This window comes from Marinomonas aquiplantarum, assembly GCF_003314975.1.
Classification (GTDB): Bacteria; Pseudomonadota; Gammaproteobacteria; order Pseudomonadales; family Marinomonadaceae; genus Marinomonas; species Marinomonas aquiplantarum.
The window spans coordinates 55,341-78,813 of the sequence record NZ_QNRF01000004.1; the positions used below are offsets into that span (position 1 = coordinate 55,341).

Here is a 23,473-nt window from a genome sequence, read left to right on the forward strand (position 1 = left end):
AACTTAACTGTAAAAGGTTGCTCAAACGATTTTATGCAAACCAAGAGTGGATACAACACCTATTCAAAGAAGGCAACGCTATCGATTGATGCGATTGTTGAGCAGTATGGGTATTTGGTAAAGAAAATTGCCTATCATCTTTTAGCTCGTCTGCCGGATAGTGTGGATATAGATGATCTGACTCAAGCTGGCATGATGGGATTAATAGAAGCCTACAAGCGGTTTGAGTCAAGCAAAGGTGCCAGTTTTGAAACCTATGCCGGTATTCGTATTCGTGGTTCTATTATGGACGAAGTACGAAAGTCTGACTGGGCGCCGAGATCTGTTCGTCGCAATGGTCGAGCAGTAACAAACGCAATTAAAGAATTAGAAGCAAAGTTAGGAAGAGATGTATCCGATATGGAAGTGGCAGCCCATATGGGAATTGGAATGGATGAATATCATGAGATGTTACATTCATCTATGTCCACGCAGTTATTTAGCTACGAAGAGATGCTAGATTCTGATACAAATAATTTCGATGGGGCGGAAACTGACAGTGAAAATGCCCCATATTCTTTGGTAGAAGAAAACGGTTTTCAAGGGCAATTAGCCTCTGAGATCGAAAATTTACCAGAGCGAGAAAAGTTGGTTTTATCTTTGTATTACAATGATGAGCTAAACTTAAAGGAAATTGGCGCTGTGTTAGGCGTTAGTGAGTCAAGAGTCAGTCAGATCCATAGCCAGGCGGCGATGAGATTACGATCAAGATTAAGCGATTGGCGAGATTAAATTATGAGTTGTGGAAATATACCTTTGGGGTGTGGAGGTTGCATTGGATAAAAACATGAAGATCCTGATTGTTGATGATTTCTCGACAATGAGACGAATCATTAAAAACTTGTTACGGGATTTAGGGTTTACCAATACAGTTGAAGCGGATGATGGAACGACTGCGTTGCCTATACTTCAAGCTGGTACGATCGATTTTTTGGTAACGGACTGGAACATGCCAGGAATGACTGGTATCGAGCTTTTAAGGGCTGTCCGTGCTGATGAAAAATTGAAAAGTATTCCTGTATTGATGGTAACGGCGGAAGCCAAGCGTGACCAGATTATTGCCGCTGCTCAGGCAGGGGTAAATGGTTACGTTGTGAAGCCCTTCACCGCAGTAGCACTGAAAGAAAAAATTGAGAAGATATTCGAACGAATCGATGCTGCCAAATAGGGATATTTAGATGTCAAACGTATTGGGATCTGGACTAGTGGATTTTGAAAAACAAGTAAAAGATGGCGCAGTGGAGCTTTTAAACCATATTGAAGTCGGTGATTTCAGTAGTGCGATTAAAATAATCCAGGAATTAAGTGAAGCTCGTCACAATAGCTTTTATAACGAAGTTGGTTATCTGACGCGAAGTCTGCATGATGCTATTCGTGATTTTCAAATAGACTCGATGGACCTTGTGGTCGGTGAAGGGGCAGATTCTGCTACCAAAATCACTGATGCGTCTGACCGACTAAATTACGTCATCGAAACGACTAGTTCAGCGGCCAATAAAACCATGGATATGGTTGACAGCAGCGTGCCTGTGGCGAGTGAATTACAAACTCAGGCAAGAGAGCTACGCAAAGATTGGGGACGCTTAATACAGCGAGACCTCACTCCACAAGAATTTCGTGATTTGTACAAAAGAATCGATGTGTTTCTTACCTATGCAGATGAAAGCGCAACCACTTTGCATTCTAATCTAAACACTATTCTTCTAGAGCAAGGCTACCAAGATTTAACTGGGCAGGTGATCTCTAGAGTGAATGAACTGATCCGAGATGTAGAAGAAAAACTTGTGCATCTGGTTGCTGTCGCTGGACGTGTTGACAGTATCTCTGGCATTGAGCATCAAGAGAAAGAGTCTGAACAGGATGATACACGCGGTCATGGCCCGTCTATTAATAAACAAAACAACCCTGAAGTACTGAATAGTCAAGACGAAGTAGACGACTTGCTATCAAGTCTTGGTTTCTAGAAGGAGCTGAGGATGAGTTTCGAAGTCGATGAAGAAATTCTACAGGATTTTTTGGTAGAGGCTGGAGAAATCCTTGAACAGCTTTCCGAACAATTAGTAGATCTAGAGCAAAATCCTGATGACAAGCCTCTGTTGAATGCAATATTTCGAGGTTTTCACACTGTAAAAGGTGGCGCAGGTTTTTTACAGTTAACCGCCTTGGTTGACTGCTGTCACTACGCAGAAAACGTTTTCGACATTTTGAGAAATGGACAGCGTCAAATCGATTCAGATTTGATGGATACGGTATTGCAAGCACTGGATGCTGTTAATGAAATGTTTGATGTTGTTCGTGCTGGCGGAGAGCCTGAGCCTGCAGATCCCGAATTGATTGCTACTTTGAGTACCTATGCGACACCGCCGACGGAAGAAGAGTTGGCTGGCGAAGTAGAGGAAGAAGCTGAAGTGGTAGAGGAATCTGTGCCAGAAGAAGCTGAGGTGGAAACACCTTCATCTGACGATAAACAAGAAAGCGATGCATCTGTTGATATTTCTGATGATGAATTTGAAAACTTATTAGATGCATTAGGCGATGATTCCGCTCCCGAACAAGCCGCTTCTGAAAGTGCTCCAGCAAGTGATGACGACATCACTGAAGACGAATTTGATGCTCTACTTGATCAACTTCATGGTGGTAGTGCGCCAGGTGTAAACGAAGAGGCAAAAGATACAGCGCCTCAAGCAAATGATTCAGCACCAGAATCTGACGAAATTACCGAAGACGAATTTGAGCAACTACTAGACAGCCTTCATGGCGAAAGTGCACCTGGGGTAGACGATGCGAAAGCGTCGACGGATCAACCTGCTAAGGATGATAAAACCTCAGCATCGGAGCCTAAAGCAGACAGCGCGCCAGCTAATGGGGAATCAGATCTCATCACTGAAGATGAATTTGAATCTTTATTAGACAGTTTGCAAGCAAAAGAAAGTGAGCAAAAAGCGCAAGCCAAAGCTTCTCCAGCGAGTGAAGAAAAGCCGAAGGTCGAGCCTAAAAAAGCTGAACCTGCGAAACCCAAAGCAAGTCCAGCGGCACCAAAAGCAGCACCCAAGCCAAAAGCGGCAGCGAAAGAAGCGGATGCTCCGGCGAAAGAAAAGACCGCTAACGCACCTGTTACTCAAGAAGCCACCGTGCGAGTTGATACTAAACGCCTCGATGACATTATGAACATGGTAGGTGAGCTGGTACTGGTCCGTAACCGGTTAGTACGTTTGGGTCTGCAAAGTGAAGATGAATCCATGGGTAAAGCTGTGGCGAATCTGGACGTGGTCACAGGTGACTTACAAAATGCTGTGATGAAAACCCGTATGCAGCCGATTAAAAAGGTATTCGGGCGTTTCCCACGAGTGGTACGAGATCTTGCTCGTAACATGAAGAAAGAAGTGAACTTAGTGCTCAAAGGTGAAGAGACGGATCTAGATAAGAATCTAGTAGAAGCCCTTGCCGATCCACTGGTTCACTTGGTGCGTAACTCGGTTGACCATGGTGTTGAATCTCCTGAAAAGCGCGAAGCGAATGGCAAAGCTCGAATGGGTACCGTTATTCTCTCTGCAGAACAGGAAGGCGATCATATCTTGCTGTCCATTGAAGACGATGGCGCGGGTATGGACCCAGATGTGCTACGTAAAAAAGCCGTAGAAAAAGGCTTAATGGACACAGATGCTGCAGAGCGTTTATCCGATGATGAAGCGTTTAATTTGATCTTTGCGCCTGGTTTCTCTACCAAAGTCGAAATTACCGATGTGTCTGGTCGTGGTGTGGGAATGGATGTGGTGAAAACCAAAATCTCCCAACTCAACGGTACATTGGATATTAAATCAGTATTAGGTCAAGGGTCTCGCTTTATTATTAAAGTGCCTTTGACTTTGGCGATCATGCCAACCTTGATGGTGACCTTGTCTGATCAAGCATTTGCCTTCCCACTGGTTAGTGTAAATGAAATCTTCCATTTGGATTTGAAGAAAACCAATATCGTAGATGGTCAGCAAGTGGTGGTGATTCGTGGTAAAACCTTACCCATATTCCACCTTAAAAGCTGGTTAGTAAAAGGCACGAAAACAGATGAAAATCCTTCTGAGGCTCACGTTGTTGTGGTTCAGGTAGGGATGAATGAAGTCGGCTTTGTTGTGGACCAACTGGTCGGACAGGAAGAAGTTGTTATTAAACCATTAGGGAAAATGTTGCAAGGTACTGCAGGTATGGCAGGAGCAACAATTACCGGTGACGGTCGTATTGCATTGATTCTGGATGTGCCCAGTATGCTAAAAAGTTATGCATCAAGGTAACAACTAAGTTTTTCATTTTGGAGATGTAATATGCCGGTGAAAGTACTGGTTGTTGATGACTCAGGCTTTTTCAGACGCCGATTGGTAGAAATATTCGAGGCAGACCCTAGGTTATCCGTCGTCGGCACAGCGAACAATGGTAAGGAAGCGATTGATAAAGTTCAGTCGCTTTCGCCTGACGTTGTTACCATGGATTATGAAATGCCCGTGATGGATGGCATCGCAGCAGTGTCAAACATTATGAAAATTAAGCCAACGCCTGTGCTTATGTTTTCATCTTTGACACACGAAGGTGCAAAAGTCACCCTCGATGCTTTAGAGGCTGGTGCGGTGGATTTCATGCCAAAGAATTTCGAGGACATCTCTCGTGATTCTGCGGTGGTAAAAAAAGCGTTAGTCGATAGAGTGCTTGCTGTAGCTCGTACTCGTCTTTCAGGCAGTGCTGCGAACATTGAGCCTCTCGCGCCACGTCAAACCCACAAGCCAATTGTAACGGAACGAGGTGTTATTATTCCTCGTGCCCGTAAGCGTGTAAGTCTTGTGGCCATTGGTACATCGACAGGTGGGCCGATGGCACTTCAAGCCGTCTTAAGTAAAATCCCCGCCGATTTTTCTGCGCCTTTGGTGTTGGTGCAGCACATGCCAGCCGCCTTTACTGGTGCTTTTGCAGAGCGTCTGAATAACATTTGTCAGATTAAGGTGAAAGAAGCCCAAGACGGTGATCGATTAGAGCCGGGGGTTGCTTTACTTGCTCCAGGCGGTAAGCAAATGATGATAGACCCTAGAAATGGTGGTTGTGTACGTATTTTAGATGGCGATGAGCGTTTGAATTACAAACCATCAGTGGATGTGACCTTTGGTTCTGCGTCTAAATGTTACCCCGGCAAGGTGTTGTCTGTGGTCATGACAGGGATGGGCGTTGACGGTCGAGAAGGCGCACGTATGCTGAAAAATTCGGGTTCTAAAGTATGGATCCAGAGTGAAGAGACCTGTGTTATTTACGGCATGCCAATGGCCGTAGAAAAAGCCAACTTGGCAGACGAAACAATTGATTTGAATCACATTGGTGAACGAATTGTACGTGAGGTTGGTTAGTGGATTTTGTCACCTTAGCAGGCCTATTAATCGCGTTCAGCTCGGTATTTCTTGCTAACTGGTTAGGCGGCGGAGAAGTATTTCTGCTGCTTAATTTGCCATCTGCCATCATTGTGATTGTTGGTAGCATCGGGGCGACATTAATCCAGAGCAGTATTCAGGAAGCAATACGCGCTTTAGTGTTAATGAAATGGAGTTTGTTCCCTCCTATCTATGACTTTAACTCTGCTCGTTCTTCCATTAATAATTTAGCTCATAAAGCACGTCGTTTATCGTTACTTGCTTTAGAGTCAGATGTGAATTCAATCAATAATCCTTTCTCGACTCGTGCCTTGCAAATGGCGATCGATGGAACGGATCCCAATATACTGTCCGACCGTCTTCATGATGATGCAGTGCGTATCCACGAGAGGCGCATGAAAAGTGTTAACTTCCTAGAATCCATCGGCGGCTATGCGCCCACCTTAGGTATCATGGGGTCTGTGTTAGGCTTGATTCAAGCAATGGCGAATCTCGACAGTCCAGAAGCTTTAGGGCATGGTATTGCTGTAGCCTTTGTCTCAACACTTTACGGGCAAGGATTTGCGAATTTAGTGATCTTTCCAATTGCGAAAAAACTCGCTACGTATGTCGATAAAGAGTTAATTTACCACCAGCTACTAATTGACGGTATTTGCGGTATTGCCATTGGTAAACACCCTTACCGACTTGAACTCGAGTTGGCGACGTATGAGTGATGCTGAGTCTCGTGCCTCAAGACGTCGTAAACTGGTCAAGCCAGCTTCGACAAGCGCGCCAGGAAAAGATCGCTGGATTTTATCTTATGCCGATTTTATTACTTTATTGTTTGCCTTCTTTGTTGCCCTTTACTCTCTATCGTTAAAAAACGCAGATGATGAAGAGCGTCTTAAAGAAAGTTTGCAAGGAGTGTTTGATGCGGTGCAAAAGTCAGTTAAGCCCATTAATATTGGTGACCCTATTGTGGGTGAGCCCGCCGACTCCGAATTAGTTGAAAGCATCCCCATTCCTGAAAGTCCGCCAGTGGTCGAAGAAGATCAGTCGTCAGCTGTGTACGCGCTATTAAGTCGATTGGTTGAGCAGCAGTTTTCAGGTTTGCACCAAACCGGTCAAATAGAGGTGTCAGAGTCTGCTGATTGGGTTAGTTTAGAAATGAAATCGGCTTTGCTGTTTGGGCAGGGAGAATACGAGCTTACAAATGAGGCCGTGGCGTTACTTATTATGGTTGCGAACCTTCTTCAGGCCTATCCATCGGCTGTCATTGTGGAGGGTCACACAGATAATGTCCCCATCAACTCCCAGCGTCTTGGTAACAATTGGAATTTATCCAGTTTGAGAGCTTCCGCTGTTGTTGATGAGCTGGTTTATCGTGGGCTCAATGCAGAACGAATTGCACCAATGGGTTTTTCCAGTGAACATCCCAAAGTAAGAAACACCAATGACTTTGCTCGTCAGCAAAATCGTCGGGTTATTATACGAATTAGTAAGCGAAGGGCTGATAATCTGTATGATTACTTGTTTAAGTAGTCAATTACTGTATATGATTGATTGCAAAGAATTCGTAAGCATAGAAATAGTTTGGATAGCGGAGAGTCAGAGTGCACATTTGGGCAGTGGCGAATCAAAAAGGTGGCGTAGGAAAGACGACAACAGTGGTGTCTTTAGCGGGGCTATTGGCGGATGCTGGGCACCGCGTCTTGATGATTGATTTGGATCCTCATGGGTCTTTAACCAGTTATTTTCGTTTCGACCCAGATTCCATTGAAAACAGTGCTTACAACCTTTTTCAAGTGTCCGGAAAAATCCCGGAAGATTTGCCGCCATCGTTAATTTTAGAAACAGGCCACCCTAATCTTTCTCTGTTGCCTTCTTCGACTGCTTTGGCAACCTTAGAACGCCATGCGCAAGCGCAGGGTGGAATGGGGTTGGTCATGTCAAAAACCCTAGCGATCCTGTGGGATGATTACGATTATGTGCTAATTGATAGTCCTCCTGTATTGGGTGTGCTGATGATTAACGCCTTGGCTGCGTGTCAGCAATTGGTTATTCCGGTACAAACGGAGTTTTTGGCGATCAAAGGGTTGGAGCGAATGGTTCGAACTTTGACTATGATTAATCGTGCGAGAAAGCGCCCTGTACCCTATGTGATTGTGCCAACTTTATTTGATCGCCGTACGCAAGCATCTAACAAGAGCCTGCGAAATTTGAAAGATTTGTATGAAGAGCTTGTGTGGCATTCGGTAATACCGGTTGATACAAAATTGCGGGATGCTAGTACAGCGGGCATAGCACCATCGGCGTTAGATCCAAATGCTCGAGGAATCAAAGCGTACGCCAGTCTGATGGATTCTCTGTTGAATCCAGCGGGATAGTAAGAATTTATGAAAGACACGAAAAGTAAAGAAGATGCCTTAATTGGACCACAGGCCGCGGTTCAGCGTTATTTGGATGATTTGCTGCAAGAAGCAACGTCAGAAGTGTATGTGTCTGAAGAGGATTCACACACCTCAGCAACCGATCTAGTTGAAGAGGAGGTTGTTGAGACTTCTGAAGAGCCAGAGGTTGATGTTACTGAAAGTGAATCACAGAGCGCAGAAGAAGTGGTTGCAGATGGAGAATTATCCGAAGCGGATTGGTCTTCAGTGGATGCGTCTTTTAAGGACTTTGAAGATGCGGTATCTGACCATGTAGAAAACTTGACGGAAACGCAAACAGAAGAGAGTCTTATAGAGCCAGAGCCAGAGCCAGAGCCAGAGCCAGAGCCAGAGCCAGAGCCAGAGCCAGAGCCAGAGCCAGAGCCAGAGCCAGAGCCAGAGCCAGAGCCAGAGCCAGAGCCAGAGCCAGAGCCAGAGCCCTCTCTGTTAATGGAAGCGACACCAGAACAAGAGCCGACCCTTGAGATTGAGCAGGTTGTTGAGCCAACACCCACACCTAAAGTGGCAAAAACCGACCCTTTACCTTGGGCAAAAGGTCGATTCGAATGTTTGCTGTTTTATGTTGGTGGCCTAAAAATGGCTGTGCCTTTAGTTGAGTTGGGTGGTATTTTCCAAAGTGGTGAGGAAAAAATCACCTCGATATTTGGTCAGCCGGATTGGTTTATTGGCGTTGCTAATGTTGGCGACTTTAATCTCAGAACCGTTGATACTGCTCGTTGGGTCATGCCAAATCATTATCAAGGCGAACTCAAAGAGCATTTCAAGTTTGTTATTCAATTAGATCGTTCGAATTGGGGCGTAGCTTGTGAAAAAGTGGCAGAAGCCATTACTTTAGAGCCTTCTCAAGTGAAGTGGCGAAATGATAGAAGTAAGCGACCTTGGCTCGCTGGTACGGTAATTGACCACATGTGTGCCATACTGGATGTACAAGGTTTTATTGAATTATTAGATGACCCTCAAAATGGCTTTAAGGGTTCGTTAAAGTAGGGCTAATGATCACTGTGTGATCTTGGGAGATGAATAATGTCTACGAGTATCGCGCTAAAGAGCGCCAATCAATCTGAAGATCCAATGTTGCAATGGGTGACCTTTCGTTTAGAAAACGAAATTTATGGCGTCAATGTGATGCAAGTAAAAGAAGTGTTGCGTTATTCTGAAATCGCTCCCGTACCAGGTGCACCGACTTTTGTATTAGGTATTATCCATTTGCGCGGCACCGTGGTGACAGTGGTTGATACCTGTCAGCGTTTTGGTTTGCCATCTGGTGAAATCACCGATGCCACTCGAATCATGATATTGGAAGTGGATGGTCACGTTATTGGCATTTTAGTCGATGCAGTTTCTGAGGTTGTGTATCTTCGTCAGTCTGAGATTGAAGTCACGCCAAGCGTCGGCAACGATGAGTCTTCCAAGTTCATTCAAGGTGTTTGTCACAAAAATGATACCTTGTTGATATTGGTTGACCTAGACAAGCTGTTATCAGAAGATGAGTGGTCTGAAGTCTCTTCAATGTAAATTAGGGTAGTTGTTTTTGATGGAATCTCAATGGTTGTTTAACCTTATTCTTGTTCTGCAGTTTGTTATGCTGCTGGCTTTGGTGACTTGGGTATTTCGTATGTCCAAACGAATTAAACAGCTGAAAATACAACAAATGGAAGCAGGCGTTGACCATAAGAAACAGGTGCAAGTGTTAGCGTCTGGTTCGATTGGAATGGGAAGACGGTTAGTTGCCATTGAGAAGAAATTGAATTTGGCGGTTGAGAAGCAATCTGAGATCTTATCGAAAGAAGGCAGTGTTTCTTACAACCGCGCAATGGAGCTATTGGAGATGGGGGCAACCATCGACGATTTGGTGTCTAAGTGCGGTTTAATTCGTGCAGAAGCCGAATTGATTAGCTTACTGAAAAAAGAGTCTCGAAAAAACTCTGACTACCATTGATGGTCTTTAATTTGGTGAGCAAAGGCGATGATCTCTGCCACGGCCAAATACAATGCTTCAGGGATTTCTTCTCCAAGTTCTAAGGTGCTGAGCATTTCAACCAGCTCAGGGCTTTGGTGCAGCATGACACCATTTTCTTCTGCCACTTCCATGATTTTTTCGGCCAATAAACCGCTACCTTTTGCTGCGACCGTTGGCGCATTATTGTAATCGTATTTTAGAGCGACGGCTTTTTGCATCATGTCCTCACATCGATCAGAGAAGGTTGGTTCGTGTGTTTGGTTTTCTCGGCCTTTTTAAGGTTGGCTTGAAAGGCATCTATGCGTTCTATTTCAATGTCTTTTTGACTGAGCTTATCTTTTAAATTAGGCATGTTTCTCTGTAGTTTTTGTACGGTATCTAAGCTTTCAGCGGCAAATAAAATACCCACTTTATTGCCTTGAATACTGGTTCTTGCATCAAAACGACCGGTTTCTTCAAAATCAAACTGCAGCTTCACTAACCAGCGTCGATCATGATCCGTTGCTTCGGATTGGCTGGGGTCTTTATCTATTTCAACTTGAATCAGCCGGTGCTGCTGATGTTCCTTGATGGGAATCTCAATCTGTAGTGGGTAAATCTGTGTATTAATCTGACCTGGTTCAGCTAAATGCCGCAGTTGGTTGGTGGTGATCCTCTCAATGGCGCTCGCGATTTGCTCAGTGGGCAAAGATACTGTACTGCGTTGAGTAGGAAGCATTTCTTGACTGTCTTTGAGCCTTTCAAGATTGAGTTTAAGGTCAGCAGGGATTTGCAATTTCTGGTCGTTTAATAACAAGGACTCAGAGAACAAGCCGCTGACTTGCATAGCCTGCTTCATGGATTCAGCCCCAGAAGTGATTTGTGACAAGCTAGGAAGGTGTTGAACCAGTTGTTTAAGCGCTTCTTGAGTGCGAGGAGGCATTTCTCCATCTGCAGAATCAGCGAGTGTTTGTAACTGGTTTATCAATCGCGTCATATCCGCAGCGGGCAATTGTTTCGGCAAACTCTGCCTTAGGGCCTGAGTTTGAATCGGTAATGTGGACGTTTGCTCTTTTGCTGGTAAGGCTTGTAGTTGATTATTTGCATCAACAAAGACGCGTATGGTATCGCCTTTTTTTAGCGGCGTTTGGCTGATGACCTGAAATTCTGTTTGACCATCGGTGACTTTCACTGCATGAGCTAAAGCTTGCGTTGAGGTTGAGGCAGTGGGCGACTGAGTGTGTGCTTGTTGATTGCTGAGTGATGAGGCCGCTTGAGAATATTGCGCTGGTACTGTCGTCGTACTAGTGGCTTTGGCTGATCCATTATTCGTCTGCCCGAACGATGCTTGGTTGGCCTTATTTGAGTTCTGAGTTGTCTGATTGGATGTCGCTTGTCCTTGTGACGGTGACGTTTGTGATGCGGTGGACTGTGTTGTTGGAGGAACATGGTTTGATGTTGAGTTCGGCGGACTCAGTGGTGACGTTGGGTTTGAGGTTTGATGCTGTGCTGGAGGCGTGACCGACGTCGATCCTATGTTCGCTTGATTGGTTGTTATGCCGGTATTATGACTGTGTGTGGTTGGCGCAGTATTGGTTGTTGCTGCACTTGTCGAAACGGCGGTGGCACTTGGCGAAACTTGGCTGGCGCCTGAATTTGGTAAACTAGACACCACAGTGAGCTGAATGACTTGCGAAGCCATGTTCAGACTGTGTGTTCGACTTGGTATGCCTGTTGTGGCTTGGTTGCTGAGTTTCGTTGCCGATTGATCGGCTGGTAGCTGAAGCGTCGCTTGGTGAGTGCCCACTTTGTTCAGTTTTACGTTGTTCAAGTCTGTGATGTCGATTGGTGTACCATGGTTGATTAAGGTGAAGGGTTGATGCTGACTGGAAGCATGCAACAACTGGACAGGTTTGCCTTGGAATAAGGTGGTTTCGCTGCCCTGAAATTTAATCAAACTTAGGTTTTCGATCAGTTTCATTTCATTGCTTAATTTAGCAATGGTGCCCAGATTACTGACATTGACTGAGCTACCGTCTGATGAGGTTGCTCGGCCATTGATTAAGGATTTTATGTCAGAGATCATCTTGACTGCCTATTAGATCGTTATTTTAGAAAGATTCTCATATAATGAGTCTAAGCTATTTTAGCGTAATTTGTGTTATTCCCTTTATCGGCAAAAATGGATAAATCTTTTGCAGTCTTATGTATCTTTAACATTGTCGAACATTTCGATTGAGCGTGGAGAGCGTGATCTATGCAAGGGGTTATCAGTGGTTGCGCAGTTTGGTCGTTTGTATCAAATTGTTGGGGAGAACGGCGCAGGTAAATCTTCCTTATTAAAAGTCATCGCAGGATTGTTGAGACCCGTAGAGGGGGAAATCTTTCTCGATGATAAGGTGATTGGCGCAGCGATGAATCAATGGCCGCAGGATTGTCTTTATCTTGGTCATCAATATGGTGTTAAAAGGTTATTAACGGTCGAAGAAAACATACGGTGTTATTGCCCCAATGCTTCCCGGGAAAATATCCATAGCGCATTGGCTCAGTTAGACCTATTGCCTTATCAAAATACTCCAGTGAAACAGCTGTCCGCTGGACAAGCTAAACGTGTTGCTTTATCTCGTTTGTGGTTATCTGATCAAGCCATTTGGCTATTGGATGAACCATTTAGTTCTCTTGATGTGAAAGGGCGTGCTTTATTAGAGAGTAAGCTAGAACAGCAGCTTAAGCGCGGAGGGCTTGTTATTTTAACAACACATCAAGCTTTATTGAGAATCGATGCCCAGTCGATAGAGTTAACCTTATGACCTACGTTTCTTTTCTTCGTGCTGAATGTCATTTAGTGTGGCGACGTAAGCAAAATATGGTCAATAGTGTATTGTTTTTTCTCTTGGTCGTTGTGCTGTTTCCACTTGGTATTGATGCGACGCCGATGTTTTTATCAAAAGCGGCGAGCGGCATTATTTGGTGTGCAGCCGCGTTGGCCATTTTGACGTCCGTTGAAAGTCTGTTTAAAGAAGATTATCACGACGGTTCGTTAGAACAATGGCTTGTCAGTGGCTTGTCTGTTCCCATCTTGGTGTTAATCAAGATGGCTCTGCATTGGTTGTTTATTGCTTTGCCATTGTTGTTGCTTTCGCCTGTTTTGAGTGAAGTTTTATACTTGCCGGATAACAGTTTTTGGCCCTTGTTTATGAGCCTAATGTTGGCTACTCCCAGTTTGTTTTTATTGGGGGGGATCGGTTCGGCGGTCACCGTGTCACTTCGTCAAGGGGGCGTGTTGATGCTACTGATTGTCTTGCCTTTGTATTTGCCGATTATTATCTTTGCGACTTCTGTCACAAAGGCCGCTCAAGTAGGCTTACCTTATGATGCGCCTTTGGCCATTTTAGGCGCGATTTTTTTCGTCAGTTTGGTTGTGTCGCCATTAATGACGGCCATCAGTATTAAAGCGAGTGTAAATTAATGAGTTGGGCTTGGTTACATCGGTTAGGATCACCAAAGTGGTTTTATGGTCGTTTTAAAGCTTGGCCAAAGCCTTTATTTTGCTTGGCTTGTTTGTGCTTAATGGTGGCGATGGTCTGGGGATTGGCCATTGCGCCACCGGATTATCAACAAGGCAACAGCTTTCGCATTATCTATATACATGTGCCAGCAGCCATCTTGGCTCAGTCTTGTTACTTTGCGATGGGGATGGCGGGAGTAGTGTATCTGGTATGGCAAATCAAAATGTCTCCTATATTCTTGCAAGCAGTCGCACCTTTTGGGGCATTAATGGCATTTATCGCTTTAGTAACTGGCTCGATCTGGGGGAAACCAACGTGGGGAACTTGGTGGGTCTGGGATGCTAGGTTAACGTCTGTTTTGGTTTTGTTGTTTCTATACATGGGGGTCATTGCCGTACAGTCAGCATTGGAAGAAAGGTCCTTAGCAGACAAAACCGCAGCCGTGGTCAGCGTAGTGGGATTATTGAACTTACCTATCATTAAATACTCAGTAGAATGGTGGAATACGTTACATCAAGGGGCAACCTTTTCGATTACAGAACCACCTAGTATGCCAATGGCTATGTGGTTGCCTTTATTGTTTGCAGTGATTGGGCTGTACTTGTTGTCTGCTGCGGTCATTCTGTGGCGAATGCAAACCGAGATTATGCGGCGTGAAGCGAGAACTCAATGGTTAAAGCAAGAGGTGTTAAGCGATGGCGTTTGATAGTTTTGCAGACTTTTTCGCCATGGGAAAACATGGACTGTATGTATGGTCTGCTTACGGAATAAGTGGTTCGATGCTGGTAGCATTCATTTTTCTGAGTTTACGCGAGCGCCGCAAAGTGCGACGTCAGTTGCATAAGCGTTTTTTGAGAGAGCCATAAATTATGCATGCGGTACGTCGTAAGCGTTTGTTGTTTATCGTGTTAATTGTTTCTTTGCTGGCTTCTGCTTTAGGGTTGGTGCTGTATGCGTTACAGCAAAATATCAACCTCTTTTATTCTCCTGCTCAGATTGCCGCTGGAGAGGCGCCACTGGAAACGACGATCCGCGCTGGTGGTATGGTGGAGAAAGGAAGTTTGGCTCGTCAACCAGACAGTCTTACTCTGGCCTTTAATGTGACGGATTTTCAGCACTCATTACGTATTGAATATACTGGTATTTTGCCTGATTTGTTTCGCGAAGGGCAGGGGGTTGTTGCCCTTGGAAAGCTTAGGGGCGATGGTGTTTTTGAAGCCTCTGAAGTGTTAGCAAAACATGACGAAAAGTACATGCCACCTGAAGTGACGGACGCATTAAAGTCTCGTCAAATGTCTTCAGAATCATCTTATTAAGGACATTGTGACACGGTTTATGTTTCCCGAAATAGGTCAATTCTCTCTTATCCTCGCTCTTTTTTTTGCCATCGCCTTGGCGACCTTGCCCATGGTTGGCTATTTCCGTCAAAGTCTGTTGTTACTGAATACCGCGCGTCCTCTGACGCATGTTATGGCATGCTTGGTTGTGATTGCGTTTCTGTTGTTAGCTTGGGCATTTATCACGGACGACTTCTCTGTCTTATACGTTAGCCAGAATTCCAATGTGGACTTACCGCTGCGCTACAAGTTTAGTGCGGTTTGGGGGGGGCATGAAGGCTCATTATTATTATGGGTGTTGATTTTGGCTCTGTGGTGTCTAGCAGTGGCGCTGAGGTTAGACAGTTTACCTGAGACGATTGGTCCTTTGGTTTTGTCGGTGCTAGGTTGGGTGGCGAGTGGTTTTTTGGCGTTTCTGCTGTTTACTTCGTCGCCTTTTGTTCGGATTCTGCCAGATGTACCGACTAGCGGAGGAGATTTAAATCCCTTATTGCAAGATATAGGCTTAATTCTACACCCGCCTATTTTATACATGGGCTATGTCGGTTTCTCAGTAGCGTTTGCTTTTGCCGTGGTGGCTTTAATAACCGGGAATTTAAACGCTTATTGGGCGCGTTGGGCTCGTCCTTGGACAGCTGCCGCTTGGGCTTCATTAACCTTTGGGATTACCTTAGGAAGCTGGTGGGCGTATTACGAACTTGGTTGGGGCGGCTGGTGGTTTTGGGACCCAGTTGAAAATGCTTCCTTTATGCCTTGGCTGGCTGGCACAGCTTTACTGCATTCGTTAGTGGTAACGGAAAAACGTGGTGTGTTTAAAAGTTGGACGGTATTGCTCGCCATTTTCACCTTTAGTTTGTCGTTGCTCGGGACGTTTCTTGTTCGTTCTGGTGTGCTGACGTCGGTGCATGCTTTTGCGGCAGACCCTACTCGGGGCGTATTTATTCTAGCCCTATTGGTTGTTTTGGTGGGAGGCAGTTTGCTGCTTTATGCTTTGCGAGCAGGGCAAGTGCGTTCGTCTGTGAGTTTTGGCTTCAGTGGGCGAGAAGCTTGGTTATTGTTGAATAATATTTTATTGAGCGTGCTGACGTTAACCGTGCTGTTAGGCACCTTGTACCCACTTTTGTTTGACGCCTTAGGGATGGGGCGGATTTCAGTAGGAGCGCCTTATTTTAATGCGGTGTTTGGTCCTATTGCTTTATGTCTGATGGTGTTTATGGCGATTGGGCCTTTTTCTAAGTGGCATCACACGAAACTGGCAACTTGGTGGAAAGCCATGTTGGGAGCCGCTCTGCTATCAATGGGCTTGGCGGCAGGGATTGTGTTCTGGCAGCTGTTTGATTGGCTTACTTGGTTCAGTTTGAGCGTGGCTTTTTGGGTCGTGTTTATGACCTTGTTGGATTGGTTCAACAAGCAATTTGTGTCAGGAAAGCAAAGGCTTAAACAGTGGCGAACGTTACCCAATCGTTATTACGCGATGGTGATTGCGCATTTTGGCATGGCGATCAGTTTGGTTGGCGTCATCATGGTGAGTGTGAACAGTCATGAAGCCATGGTGAAAATGTCGCCGGGCAGTCAAGCTGAAGTTGGTGGTTATGTGTTTGTGTTTGATTCTATGGAATTGATAAAAGGACCGAATTATCTTTCTGATCGAGGCCATTTTCAGGTCTATCAGCAAGGTCAGCTAGTGGCGGATTTATACCCAGAAAAACGCTTTTTTACCACCCGACAACAAGTCATGACGGAAGCGGCATTAGGCGCAGGTTTCACTCGTGATTTATACATTTCATTAGGTGAAAAGCTGGAAGACGGTGCTTGGGGTGTTCGTATCCATATTAAGTCTTTTGTACGTTGGATCTGGTTAGGTGGCTTATTTATGGTGCTGGGTGGGATGTTAGCGGCTTTTGACAAACGTTATCGACAGAAAAGGGAGCGAGCATAATGAGACGCATTGTATTATTCCTGCCTTTTCTGGTGTTCTTGGTTTTGGGGGTTGTGTTCTATTTTTTATTGGGTAAAGACACCCAATACATGCCATCAGCTTTGATTGGTCAGCCTGTTCCTTCGTTTCAGTTAGTGACCCTAGAGGGAGAGCAAGTCAAGCAGACGAGCGATTTACCCAAAGGCTCGTATTTAATTAATTTTTGGGGAACCTGGTGTCCATCTTGTCATGTTGAACACCCATATTTAATGACCTTAGCTGAGCAAGGGGTGACCATAGTTGGTATTGATTACAAAGACCAGCAAGCAGCGGCGATGCAATGGTTACGGGACAAAGGCAATCCCTATACTTTGGTGTTGATGGACGAGTTAGGTCAGTTTGGTTTAGATATGGGGGTGACGGGCGCACCAGAAACCTTTGTGATCAATGCAGAAGGGAAAATTGCTTATCGATTACAGGGTGTTTTGAATGCGCAAAGTTGGCAAGTAATCAAGGCGTATTTGTGATGATGAAACAACTCCTGATCTGTTTAGCTTTATTTGGTTTTGTGAATGCTGCGTTTGCGGAAGAGCTAATGACCTTTCGTTCTGAATTGAATCAAGTGCGTTATCAAAGCTTGATTAAAGAGCTACGTTGTCCAAAGTGTCAAAATCAAAACCTCGCTGACTCTAATTCGGGTATTTCTGTGGATTTAAGACAGCAAGTACACAACATGATTGAAACAGGTAAAACCGATCAAGAAATAGTGGATTACATGGTCGCACGTTATGGCACTTTTGTACTTTACCGACCACAAAATACGCCAGCCACTTTTTTGCTCTGGTATGGTCCCTTTATTCTGCTATCAGGTGGCGTTGTGTTATTTGTGGTCGTACTGACGAAAAACCGTCGTAGGAGCTGCAAATGATGCTTGCGAGCCTCCTTATTGTCACCTTATTAATAAGCTGCTTTGGCTACTTTTTTTGGTATTTGGGGCGGCAACAAAGATCAGAAAAGCATGCTCATGAGGCGTTTTTCGACATTCGTCGAAATGAAATTGCAGATGAGGCGGAATTAGGTCAGCTTTCCGTGGAAGAGTCACAGCAACTAGCAGCAGACTTAATGGTTGAGCAAAGAGTGAGTCAAACAAAGACACCTTTTGGTTCAGTTGTGCAGAACCGATTTGCAGAGTGGTGTGTGTTATGGTTTTTCATCCTAACGGTTGTCGGCAGCATCAGTCTTTATCAAGGCTTAGGCTATGCAAAAGACGTTCAATTCCATCAAGCCATGATGTCAGAGACGTTGACGCCATCACAAGTTTCGGCATTCTTGCAATATCGCAGTCGTCGTTATGATCGTGCTGAAGATTGGTATTATGAAGCGGTTGATGAAGTAAAAGCCGGTCAGTATTCCAAGGCGGTGTTGGCATTTAAAAAAGCGTTAGACAGGTTGCCTGAAGACAGCCAAGATAGGTTAAATTTGTTGGTTGAGTACGCTCAGGCAATTTTTTACGCGAACAAAAACCAAAGCTCAGAAGCACTAGAAAAAGCCTTACAACGTATTTTTGCTATTGCGCCGAATCAACCGAATGCGTTGGGGTTGAAAGGCGTAACTGAGTTTGATAAAGCGAATTACCTAGGCGCGGTTTTAGCTTGGCAAGAGGCCATTCGTTATAACCCTAACTCTGCAGAGCGAATGGCTTTATTGACGGCCATTGGTAAAGCCAGACAGCTTGGCAAAATTAGTTATCAAACGTTAGCACCAATCATCACCGATCAGATTGCGGTGCAATTAACATGGCAAGCTAGAGACAGGCAATGGCAGCCAAATGATGTGCTATTAGTGTATGCTCAAGTGCCTGGACAAAAAATGCCTGTGGCCATACAAAGAGTGTTGCCAAAGGACTTGGCAAGTCCAATCCTGTTAACAAACCTAGATGCATTAATGCCGACGGCAAATTTAGCAGAGGTGGAACAGGTTGATCTTGTTGTAAAATTAGCCAACTTACAGGATGCAGATTTGACCAAAGGTCAAATTATCGGCACAAAACGGGGCGTGGTTACAAATCGTAAAGAGATTTTTACGATCAAGCTGGCCTTATAATTGAATACTGATGCGCTTCGTCTGATAATATATCCAACTTTCACTTAATGTAATTCGGAATGAGTAATGGAATTTAGCTTGCGTGAGTGGCTAATCTTAATTGGTGTCGTCATTATTGTCGTCATCCTAATAGATGGTTTTCGTCGTTACAAAAAGGGCCAAGAGGCAAATTCAACCGGTCAAAACTCATCTCGCTCTTCGGACGAGATCGTTTTGCGTCATCGATCTTCTGTGCAGTTTGATGAGAGCGAACTCGATGAACCTGAACCTCCTCACAAAGATCCTATTTCGAGTGCCTTCGAAACAGCCCGTAAAACCTCCAAAGCGCCTTTGACGGATGTGCCTCATAAAGTGGATTCTGGTCCTGAGTTACAACGTACAGAAGAGCTGCATTTAGACGAATTAGCCTCCCTTGTACCGGAACGAGATTTTGGTGACTCGGCTATTTCTGAACAAAATTATTCTGATGATGGTTTTTATGAACAAGATGAATTAGATCTTGGTTATGCTGACGTCGCTGATACCGATGAACAAAGAACGATTTTTCATACGGAAGACTATGAACGTAGTTATTCTGAAGTAGATATTGATCAAGTAACACCGCAAGGTTCATTGGATGACATGGATGAAGATGAAAGCGAAGATGATGATGCCAACATGGCAGAAATCGAAGAAGTCATCGTGATTAATATTTTCGCCCCTGAAGAGCAAAATTTTGCTGGTATGGAATTACTGCAACTGATTTTAAACTGCGGTATGCGTTACGGTGAAATGGACATATTCCATCGTCATGAGGATGGTTTTGATCGTGGGCGCGTACAATTTAGTATGGCCAACGCCATTGAACCAGGTACCTTTGACTTAGACACCATGGGGGAAAGTGATTGCCCAGGTGTGAGTTTCTTTATGGGCTTACCAGGGCCGAAAAACAGCATGAAGGCATTTGATTTTATGTTGGAAACAGCGCAAACCCTAGTTCGAAATTTAGGTGGGGAATTGAGAGATGAAAGGCGTTCCCCAATGAGTGATCAAACCATCGCTCACTGCCGACAGCGAATTCGAGACTTTGAGCGCCGTCGACTAATGCGTAACAAGCAATAAACTGAATTCAGACGACAAGGCCCTAACGGGCCTTGATTGTTTTAGACGATATATTTTGAGTGGATTTATGAGTCAAGAGAACACAATGAGTCGTGAACAAATGCTGGCTCTAATTGAGCAGTTGAACGATTACAGCTATGCCTATCATGTTAAAGATGCGCCCATGGTGCCAGACGCTGAGTACGATCGCCAATATCGCTTATTGCAAGCTGTGGAAGCAGAACACCCAGATTGGATTCAAACGGATTCGCCCACTCAACGTGTTGGTGAAAAGCCTGATAATGGTTTCGCCAATGTGGCGCATACTGTGCCCATGTTGTCCCTTGATAATGCGTTTGACGATGAGTCACTACAAGACTTTGATCAGCGTGTGACTAAGCTACTCGGTGCTGAACAAGAAATAGTGTATTGCTGCGAGCCTAAATTAGATGGTTTGGCCATTAGTCTACGTTATGAAAATGGTCGCTTAGTGCGGGGCGTTACTCGAGGGGACGGTTTATCTGGTGAGGACATTACCTCCAACATTAAAACCTTATATTCTGTGCCGCTAAAATTAAGAACAGAGACTCCGCCTGCCGTGTTGGAAGTGCGTGGTGAAATTTATATGCCAAAAGACGGCTTTGATAAGCTGAACCAGCAAGCGGCGGAACTGGGTGAGAAAACCTTTGTTAATCCACGTAATGCGGCAGCAGGTAGCTTACGACAGTTGGATCCGAAAGTGACAGCATCACGTCCTTTGGTGATGTGTGCTTACTCCATTGGTTATGTAGAAGGTTGGCAACAGCCAAGCAGTCATTATGATGGCCTGCTGCAACTGAGTGAGTGGGGCTTTCGTACCAATGATCTGATGGCACGAGTCAAAGGTGCTCAAGGGTGTATTGAATATTATGACATGCTGAGCGAAAAGCGAGCGGGTTTGTCCTATGATATTGATGGCATAGTCTACAAAGTCGATGACATTAGCTTGCAGAATCAGTTGGGGTTTATTGCGCGTGCACCGCGTTGGGCCATTGCACGTAAATTCCCTGCACAAGAAGAAATGACTCAAGTGCTGGGCATTGATTTTCAAGTGGGTCGAACAGGAGCGATTACACCAGTAGCCCGTTTAGAGCCGGTCTTTGTTGGCGGTGTAACGGTGTCGAATGCGACCTTGCATAACAAAGATGAAATTGCGCGCTTAGGGGTGCAAGTAAAAGACTATGTGGTGATTCGTCGCGCAGGTGACGTGATTCCGCAAGTGGTGCAAGTTCTGCAAGAGAAACGTCCTGACGATTCGTCTTCCGTAGTATTTCCCTCCGCTTGCCCTGTCTGTGGGTCAGACGTGGAGCAAGTAGAAGGGGAAGCCGTGGTGCGCTGTACCGGTGGGCTGGTATGTGGTGCTCAATTGAAAGAATCCTTAAAGCATTTTGTGTCTCGTAAAGCCATGGACATTGATGGCTTAGGGGATAAGTTGATTGAACAGTTAGTTGATCAAAAACTGGTTAAAACACCGGTGGATATTTTCCGTTTAGTGGATCAGAAAACAACACTGCTGGCCATGGAGCGAATGGGGCAAAAATCGGTCGATAATTTGCTGGCCTCCATCGAAGCGGCCAAACAAACTCAATTTAATCGCTTTATTTATGCATTAGGTATTCGTGAAGTGGGTGAAGCGACCGCTCGTGCTCTGACTAACTACTTTACCGAATTAGAGGCTTTGATGAACGCAGATCAAGACGCCTTGGTAGAAGTCGAAGACGTTGGTCCGATTGTGGCGCAACATGTTCGATTGTTTTTTGAACAAGAGGTGAATCGCTCAACAATTCAAGGTTTACTGGAAGCGGGCGTGGTATGGCAAACCAAGCAAGCCATTAATCAAGGTGACTTGCCTTTGGCGGGTAAAACCTATGTGGTAACAGGGTCTTTGAGTCAGTTTAGTCGTGATCAAGTGAAGGACAAACTACAGGGACTGGGGGCGAAAGTCAGTGGTTCTGTGTCAGCAAAAACTGATTGCTTAGTGGCGGGCGAAAAAGCCGGCTCGAAACTTACCAAAGCGCAATCTTTGGATGTACCTGTCATTGATGAAGCTGGTGTCATTGCTTTGTTTGAAGAATATGGAGCCATCTAAATGGACACACTCATTCCTTATGATTCACTGACCAAAGAAACACTGGAAAATATTCTGGATGACATAGTCTCTAGAGATGGGACCGATTACGGAAATTATGAGTTGTCGGCGCTTCAGAAGCGTGAGCAAGCGTTACGAGCATTGCAAACCGGTGAGGCGGTATTGTTATTTGATACAGAAAGCGAAACCATCACTATGGTATCTAAATCAGCTATAGGAAATCACGACCTCATGTGAGGTCGTGATTGTTTTTAAGAGGAGTTTTGTCAAACTTTAAGAGGTTGTTTTGTCACAATCTCGCAAGCAATGGTTGATGTTATGGTCCATTACCAGAGCCGGCTCTTCTTCTGTATTTCGACCGACCACTTTGGCAGGAACACCAGCGACTGTGGTGTGGTGTTCAACAGGTTCTAACACTACACTACCAGCGCCCACTTTCGCGCCTTCACCGACCTCAATGTTGCCAAGAATTTTCGCGCCTGCGCCGATCAGCACGCCTGAGCGTATTTTCGGATGACGGTCGCCATGCTCTTTACCAGTACCGCCGAGGGTAACCGATTGTAAGATCGACACATTGTCTTCAATGACACAGGTTTCACCGACGACCAAGCCTGTGGCGTGGTCAAGCATGACACCGCAGCCTATGGTGGCTGCAGGGTGAATGTCGACACTGAATGCCATCGACATTTGGCCTTGTAGATATAATGCCAAGCTTCTTCTATTATTTTTCCATAGCCAGTTTGCCACTCGATAGGTTTGCAAAGCGTGGAAGCCCTTAAAAAATAACAGTGGCGTAGTGAAGCCGTCGCAAGCGGCATCACGTTCATTAATCGCCAAAATGTCTTGCTCGATGCAGCGGACAATGCCAGAGTGAGTGTCGGCCATGGCTTCTTCGAAAACTTCTCGTAACACCATGGCGGGAATGGAAATACTGTCTAACTTGCTGGCGAGCAAAAAGCTTAACGCGGAACACAAAGAGTCATGACGTAATATGGTCGTGTTAAAATAACTGGCCAGGATGGGTTCATCTTGGGCTAGCTTTTTAGCTTCAGCCTGTAAAGATTGCCATAAATTGTCAGATGTCACAGCATGACTCATTGATGCGCTCAAGGGGTATTCACCTATATTAATTCAAGTTTAGAATGTAGGTTATAAGGTTAGGGTTAAACATTACAAGGGGCAAGTGTTAGATTGCTCAACAAAGTTGGAGATAATATGACTAAAAAAAATGTTGCTGATGCATTGCACATATTTTATGAACTAAATGCCTGTTTTTCAGATGCGTATTGGGAAACCAATAATATCGATCAAAAAGATCGTTTTTTTGCCATGAAATCCATCTTGCAAGACGAGTTAGACGAGTTGCATAAGCTGAGTTTACAGGATCACGAATACCCTTATGAACCAATGAATCCGAGTTTGCAACAACTCAGTAAAACGTTGCAAACCCTGTCGCCTAACCTCAATGAAATTGTCATGCGTCCACAGACAGCGAATCGTTTTGCTGATTTGATTCCGAGTGCTTGCGAGCTGTTTGAATCTTAAAAAAAATTGACCACCCATAAAAAAGCCTCAACTTTTACTTC

At 44.9% G+C, this 23,473-nt stretch carries 27 protein-coding genes; 24 read left to right on the top strand and 3 right to left on the bottom strand.

Features of this window, described 5'->3' with window-relative positions; genetic code table 11:
* Nucleotides 1-33 precede the first annotated feature (33 nt).
* From DFP76_RS08400 to DFP76_RS08450, 11 genes are all read left to right on the top strand, one after another.
* Complete coding sequence (locus DFP76_RS08400; protein WP_013795355.1) at nt 34-771, top strand: RNA polymerase sigma factor FliA; 738 nt, start codon at nt 34-36, stop codon at nt 769-771.
* 55 nt (nt 772-826) lie between these two features.
* Complete coding sequence (locus DFP76_RS08405) at nt 827-1,207, top strand: chemotaxis response regulator CheY (RefSeq protein ID WP_012071097.1); 381 nt, start codon at nt 827-829, stop codon at nt 1,205-1,207.
* Nucleotides 1,208-1,217: 10 nt separating this feature from the next.
* A complete protein-coding gene (locus DFP76_RS08410; RefSeq protein WP_113874203.1) occupies nt 1,218-2,003 on the top strand; it encodes a protein phosphatase CheZ in 786 nt (261 codons plus the stop codon).
* 12 nt (nt 2,004-2,015) lie between these two features.
* Entirely contained in the window at nt 2,016-4,325 is a 2,310-nt protein-coding gene (locus tag DFP76_RS08415; protein ID WP_113874204.1) for a chemotaxis protein CheA, read from the top strand.
* Between the two features lie 30 nt (nt 4,326-4,355).
* Nucleotides 4,356-5,420: a protein-glutamate methylesterase/protein-glutamine glutaminase gene (locus DFP76_RS08420; RefSeq protein WP_113874205.1), complete on the top strand. Its 1,065-nt coding sequence runs from the start codon at nt 4,356-4,358 to the stop codon at nt 5,418-5,420.
* Complete coding sequence (locus tag DFP76_RS08425; RefSeq protein ID WP_113874206.1) at nt 5,420-6,157, top strand: flagellar motor protein; 738 nt, start codon at nt 5,420-5,422, stop codon at nt 6,155-6,157. The genes DFP76_RS08420 and DFP76_RS08425 overlap by 1 nt, the downstream gene beginning before the upstream one ends.
* Nucleotides 6,150-6,965 (top strand): OmpA family protein, encoded by an 816-nt coding sequence (locus tag DFP76_RS08430; protein WP_113874207.1) that lies wholly within the window; start codon nt 6,150-6,152, stop codon nt 6,963-6,965. Before DFP76_RS08425 ends, DFP76_RS08430 begins: the two co-directional genes overlap by 8 nt.
* Before the next feature lie 71 nt (nt 6,966-7,036).
* The gene (locus tag DFP76_RS08435) at nt 7,037-7,810 is read left to right on the top strand and encodes a ParA family protein (protein WP_013795362.1); all 774 of its coding nucleotides are present in this window, start codon (nt 7,037-7,039) and stop codon (nt 7,808-7,810) included.
* Nucleotides 7,811-7,819: 9 nt separating this feature from the next.
* Nucleotides 7,820-8,860, top strand: coding sequence for a chemotaxis protein CheW (locus DFP76_RS08440; protein ID WP_113874208.1), 1,041 nt, complete (start codon nt 7,820-7,822; stop codon nt 8,858-8,860).
* A 36-nt stretch (nt 8,861-8,896) separates the two neighbouring features.
* On the top strand, nt 8,897-9,388 hold the full coding sequence (locus DFP76_RS08445; RefSeq protein ID WP_063333780.1) for a chemotaxis protein CheW: 492 nt from the start codon (nt 8,897-8,899) through the stop codon (nt 9,386-9,388).
* Nucleotides 9,389-9,407: 19 nt separating this feature from the next.
* A complete protein-coding gene (locus DFP76_RS08450; protein WP_113874209.1) occupies nt 9,408-9,812 on the top strand; it encodes a DUF2802 domain-containing protein in 405 nt (134 codons plus the stop codon).
* Here DFP76_RS08450 and DFP76_RS08455 read toward each other — a convergent pair.
* Complete coding sequence (locus DFP76_RS08455; RefSeq protein ID WP_013795366.1) at nt 9,803-10,051, bottom strand: EscU/YscU/HrcU family type III secretion system export apparatus switch protein; 249 nt, start codon at nt 10,049-10,051, stop codon at nt 9,803-9,805. The two genes, DFP76_RS08450 and DFP76_RS08455, sit on opposite strands and share 10 nt — an antisense overlap.
* Nucleotides 10,051-11,898 carry a flagellar hook-length control protein FliK gene (locus DFP76_RS08460; protein ID WP_113874210.1) on the bottom strand — a complete coding sequence of 616 codons (1,848 nt, stop codon included), beginning with the start codon at nt 11,896-11,898 and terminating at the stop codon, nt 10,051-10,053. Before DFP76_RS08460 ends, DFP76_RS08455 begins: the two co-directional genes overlap by 1 nt.
* A 109-nt stretch (nt 11,899-12,007) precedes the next feature.
* Here DFP76_RS08460 and ccmA point away from each other — a divergent pair, with 109 nt between their 5' ends.
* The 12 genes from ccmA to DFP76_RS08520 all read left to right on the top strand — a co-directional run bounded on the left by ccmA (nt 12,008) and on the right by DFP76_RS08520 (nt 22,124).
* Entirely contained in the window at nt 12,008-12,622 is a 615-nt protein-coding gene (gene ccmA, locus DFP76_RS08465) for a cytochrome c biogenesis heme-transporting ATPase CcmA (protein ID WP_113874211.1), read from the top strand.
* Nucleotides 12,619-13,281, top strand: a complete 663-nt coding sequence (ccmB, locus tag DFP76_RS08470) for a heme exporter protein CcmB (protein WP_113874212.1) — start codon at nt 12,619-12,621, stop codon at nt 13,279-13,281. Before ccmA ends, ccmB begins: the two co-directional genes overlap by 4 nt.
* The gene (locus tag DFP76_RS08475; RefSeq protein ID WP_113874213.1) at nt 13,281-14,027 is read left to right on the top strand and encodes a heme ABC transporter permease; all 747 of its coding nucleotides are present in this window, start codon (nt 13,281-13,283) and stop codon (nt 14,025-14,027) included. The genes ccmB and DFP76_RS08475 overlap by 1 nt, the downstream gene beginning before the upstream one ends.
* A gap of 73 nt (nt 14,028-14,100) precedes the next feature.
* A complete protein-coding gene (locus DFP76_RS18385) occupies nt 14,101-14,187 on the top strand; it encodes a hypothetical protein (RefSeq protein WP_245931914.1) in 87 nt (28 codons plus the stop codon).
* Nucleotides 14,188-14,190: 3 nt separating this feature from the next.
* Nucleotides 14,191-14,637, top strand: a complete 447-nt coding sequence (ccmE, locus tag DFP76_RS08485) for a cytochrome c maturation protein CcmE (RefSeq protein ID WP_113874215.1) — start codon at nt 14,191-14,193, stop codon at nt 14,635-14,637.
* A gap of 19 nt (nt 14,638-14,656) precedes the next feature.
* A complete protein-coding gene (locus DFP76_RS08490; protein ID WP_113874216.1) occupies nt 14,657-16,597 on the top strand; it encodes a heme lyase CcmF/NrfE family subunit in 1,941 nt (646 codons plus the stop codon).
* On the top strand, nt 16,597-17,103 hold the full coding sequence (locus tag DFP76_RS08495) for a DsbE family thiol:disulfide interchange protein (RefSeq protein WP_113874217.1): 507 nt from the start codon (nt 16,597-16,599) through the stop codon (nt 17,101-17,103). The genes DFP76_RS08490 and DFP76_RS08495 overlap by 1 nt, the downstream gene beginning before the upstream one ends.
* Nucleotides 17,103-17,504, top strand: coding sequence for a cytochrome c-type biogenesis protein (locus tag DFP76_RS08500; protein WP_113874218.1), 402 nt, complete (start codon nt 17,103-17,105; stop codon nt 17,502-17,504). The genes DFP76_RS08495 and DFP76_RS08500 overlap by 1 nt, the downstream gene beginning before the upstream one ends.
* Nucleotides 17,501-18,679 carry a tetratricopeptide repeat protein gene (locus DFP76_RS08505; protein WP_113874219.1) on the top strand — a complete coding sequence of 393 codons (1,179 nt, stop codon included), beginning with the start codon at nt 17,501-17,503 and terminating at the stop codon, nt 18,677-18,679. The genes DFP76_RS08500 and DFP76_RS08505 overlap by 4 nt, the downstream gene beginning before the upstream one ends.
* A gap of 66 nt (nt 18,680-18,745) precedes the next feature.
* Nucleotides 18,746-19,780 (top strand): cell division protein ZipA, encoded by a 1,035-nt coding sequence (gene zipA, locus DFP76_RS08510; RefSeq protein WP_113874220.1) that lies wholly within the window; start codon nt 18,746-18,748, stop codon nt 19,778-19,780.
* An 85-nt stretch (nt 19,781-19,865) separates the two neighbouring features.
* Entirely contained in the window at nt 19,866-21,887 is a 2,022-nt protein-coding gene (gene ligA / locus DFP76_RS08515; protein WP_245931906.1) for an NAD-dependent DNA ligase LigA, read from the top strand.
* Complete coding sequence (locus tag DFP76_RS08520; protein ID WP_113874222.1) at nt 21,888-22,124, top strand: YheU family protein; 237 nt, start codon at nt 21,888-21,890, stop codon at nt 22,122-22,124.
* 36 nt (nt 22,125-22,160) lie between these two features.
* Here DFP76_RS08520 and cysE read toward each other — a convergent pair whose 3' ends face one another.
* On the bottom strand, nt 22,161-22,985 hold the full coding sequence (gene cysE, locus DFP76_RS08525; protein WP_063333765.1) for a serine O-acetyltransferase: 825 nt from the start codon (nt 22,983-22,985) through the stop codon (nt 22,161-22,163).
* Nucleotides 22,986-23,102: 117 nt separating this feature from the next.
* Here cysE and DFP76_RS08530 point away from each other — a divergent pair, with 117 nt between their 5' ends.
* On the top strand, nt 23,103-23,432 hold the full coding sequence (locus DFP76_RS08530; RefSeq protein ID WP_113874223.1) for a hypothetical protein: 330 nt from the start codon (nt 23,103-23,105) through the stop codon (nt 23,430-23,432).
* The last annotated feature ends 41 nt before the right edge of the window (nt 23,433-23,473 follow it).

Excerpts from the sequence above, each read along its gene's own strand:
- DFP76_RS08415 (WP_113874204.1), top strand. The coding sequence starts at position 2,016 with ATGAGTTTCGAAGTCGATGAAGAAATTCTACAGGATTTTTTGGTAGAG.
- ccmE (WP_113874215.1), top strand. The coding sequence starts at position 14,191 with ATGCATGCGGTACGTCGTAAGCGTTTGTTGTTTATCGTGTTAATTGTT.
- DFP76_RS08520 (WP_113874222.1), top strand. The coding sequence starts at position 21,888 with ATGGACACACTCATTCCTTATGATTCACTGACCAAAGAAACACTGGAA.
- DFP76_RS08430 (WP_113874207.1), top strand. The coding sequence starts at position 6,150 with ATGAGTGATGCTGAGTCTCGTGCCTCAAGACGTCGTAAACTGGTCAAG.
- DFP76_RS08410 (WP_113874203.1), top strand. The coding sequence starts at position 1,218 with ATGTCAAACGTATTGGGATCTGGACTAGTGGATTTTGAAAAACAAGTA.
- DFP76_RS08405 (WP_012071097.1), top strand. The coding sequence starts at position 827 with ATGAAGATCCTGATTGTTGATGATTTCTCGACAATGAGACGAATCATT.
- DFP76_RS08455 (WP_013795366.1), bottom strand. The coding sequence starts at position 10,051 with ATGCAAAAAGCCGTCGCTCTAAAATACGATTACAATAATGCGCCAACG.
- zipA (WP_113874220.1), top strand. The coding sequence starts at position 18,746 with ATGGAATTTAGCTTGCGTGAGTGGCTAATCTTAATTGGTGTCGTCATT.
- DFP76_RS08495 (WP_113874217.1), top strand. The coding sequence starts at position 16,597 with ATGAGACGCATTGTATTATTCCTGCCTTTTCTGGTGTTCTTGGTTTTG.
- DFP76_RS08440 (WP_113874208.1), top strand. The coding sequence starts at position 7,820 with ATGAAAGACACGAAAAGTAAAGAAGATGCCTTAATTGGACCACAGGCC.
- DFP76_RS08460 (WP_113874210.1), bottom strand. The coding sequence starts at position 11,898 with ATGATCTCTGACATAAAATCCTTAATCAATGGCCGAGCAACCTCATCA.
- DFP76_RS08450 (WP_113874209.1), top strand. The coding sequence starts at position 9,408 with ATGGAATCTCAATGGTTGTTTAACCTTATTCTTGTTCTGCAGTTTGTT.
- DFP76_RS08505 (WP_113874219.1), top strand. The coding sequence starts at position 17,501 with ATGATGCTTGCGAGCCTCCTTATTGTCACCTTATTAATAAGCTGCTTT.
- DFP76_RS08445 (WP_063333780.1), top strand. The coding sequence starts at position 8,897 with ATGTCTACGAGTATCGCGCTAAAGAGCGCCAATCAATCTGAAGATCCA.
- DFP76_RS08475 (WP_113874213.1), top strand. The coding sequence starts at position 13,281 with ATGAGTTGGGCTTGGTTACATCGGTTAGGATCACCAAAGTGGTTTTAT.
- DFP76_RS08420 (WP_113874205.1), top strand. The coding sequence starts at position 4,356 with ATGCCGGTGAAAGTACTGGTTGTTGATGACTCAGGCTTTTTCAGACGC.
- DFP76_RS08530 (WP_113874223.1), top strand. The coding sequence starts at position 23,103 with ATGACTAAAAAAAATGTTGCTGATGCATTGCACATATTTTATGAACTA.
- DFP76_RS08500 (WP_113874218.1), top strand. The coding sequence starts at position 17,103 with ATGATGAAACAACTCCTGATCTGTTTAGCTTTATTTGGTTTTGTGAAT.
- DFP76_RS18385 (WP_245931914.1), top strand. The coding sequence starts at position 14,101 with ATGCTGGTAGCATTCATTTTTCTGAGTTTACGCGAGCGCCGCAAAGTG.
- ligA (WP_245931906.1), top strand. The coding sequence starts at position 19,866 with ATGAGTCGTGAACAAATGCTGGCTCTAATTGAGCAGTTGAACGATTAC.
- DFP76_RS08400 (WP_013795355.1), top strand. The coding sequence starts at position 34 with ATGCAAACCAAGAGTGGATACAACACCTATTCAAAGAAGGCAACGCTA.
- DFP76_RS08490 (WP_113874216.1), top strand. The coding sequence starts at position 14,657 with ATGTTTCCCGAAATAGGTCAATTCTCTCTTATCCTCGCTCTTTTTTTT.
- ccmB (WP_113874212.1), top strand. The coding sequence starts at position 12,619 with ATGACCTACGTTTCTTTTCTTCGTGCTGAATGTCATTTAGTGTGGCGA.
- cysE (WP_063333765.1), bottom strand. The coding sequence starts at position 22,985 with ATGAGTCATGCTGTGACATCTGACAATTTATGGCAATCTTTACAGGCT.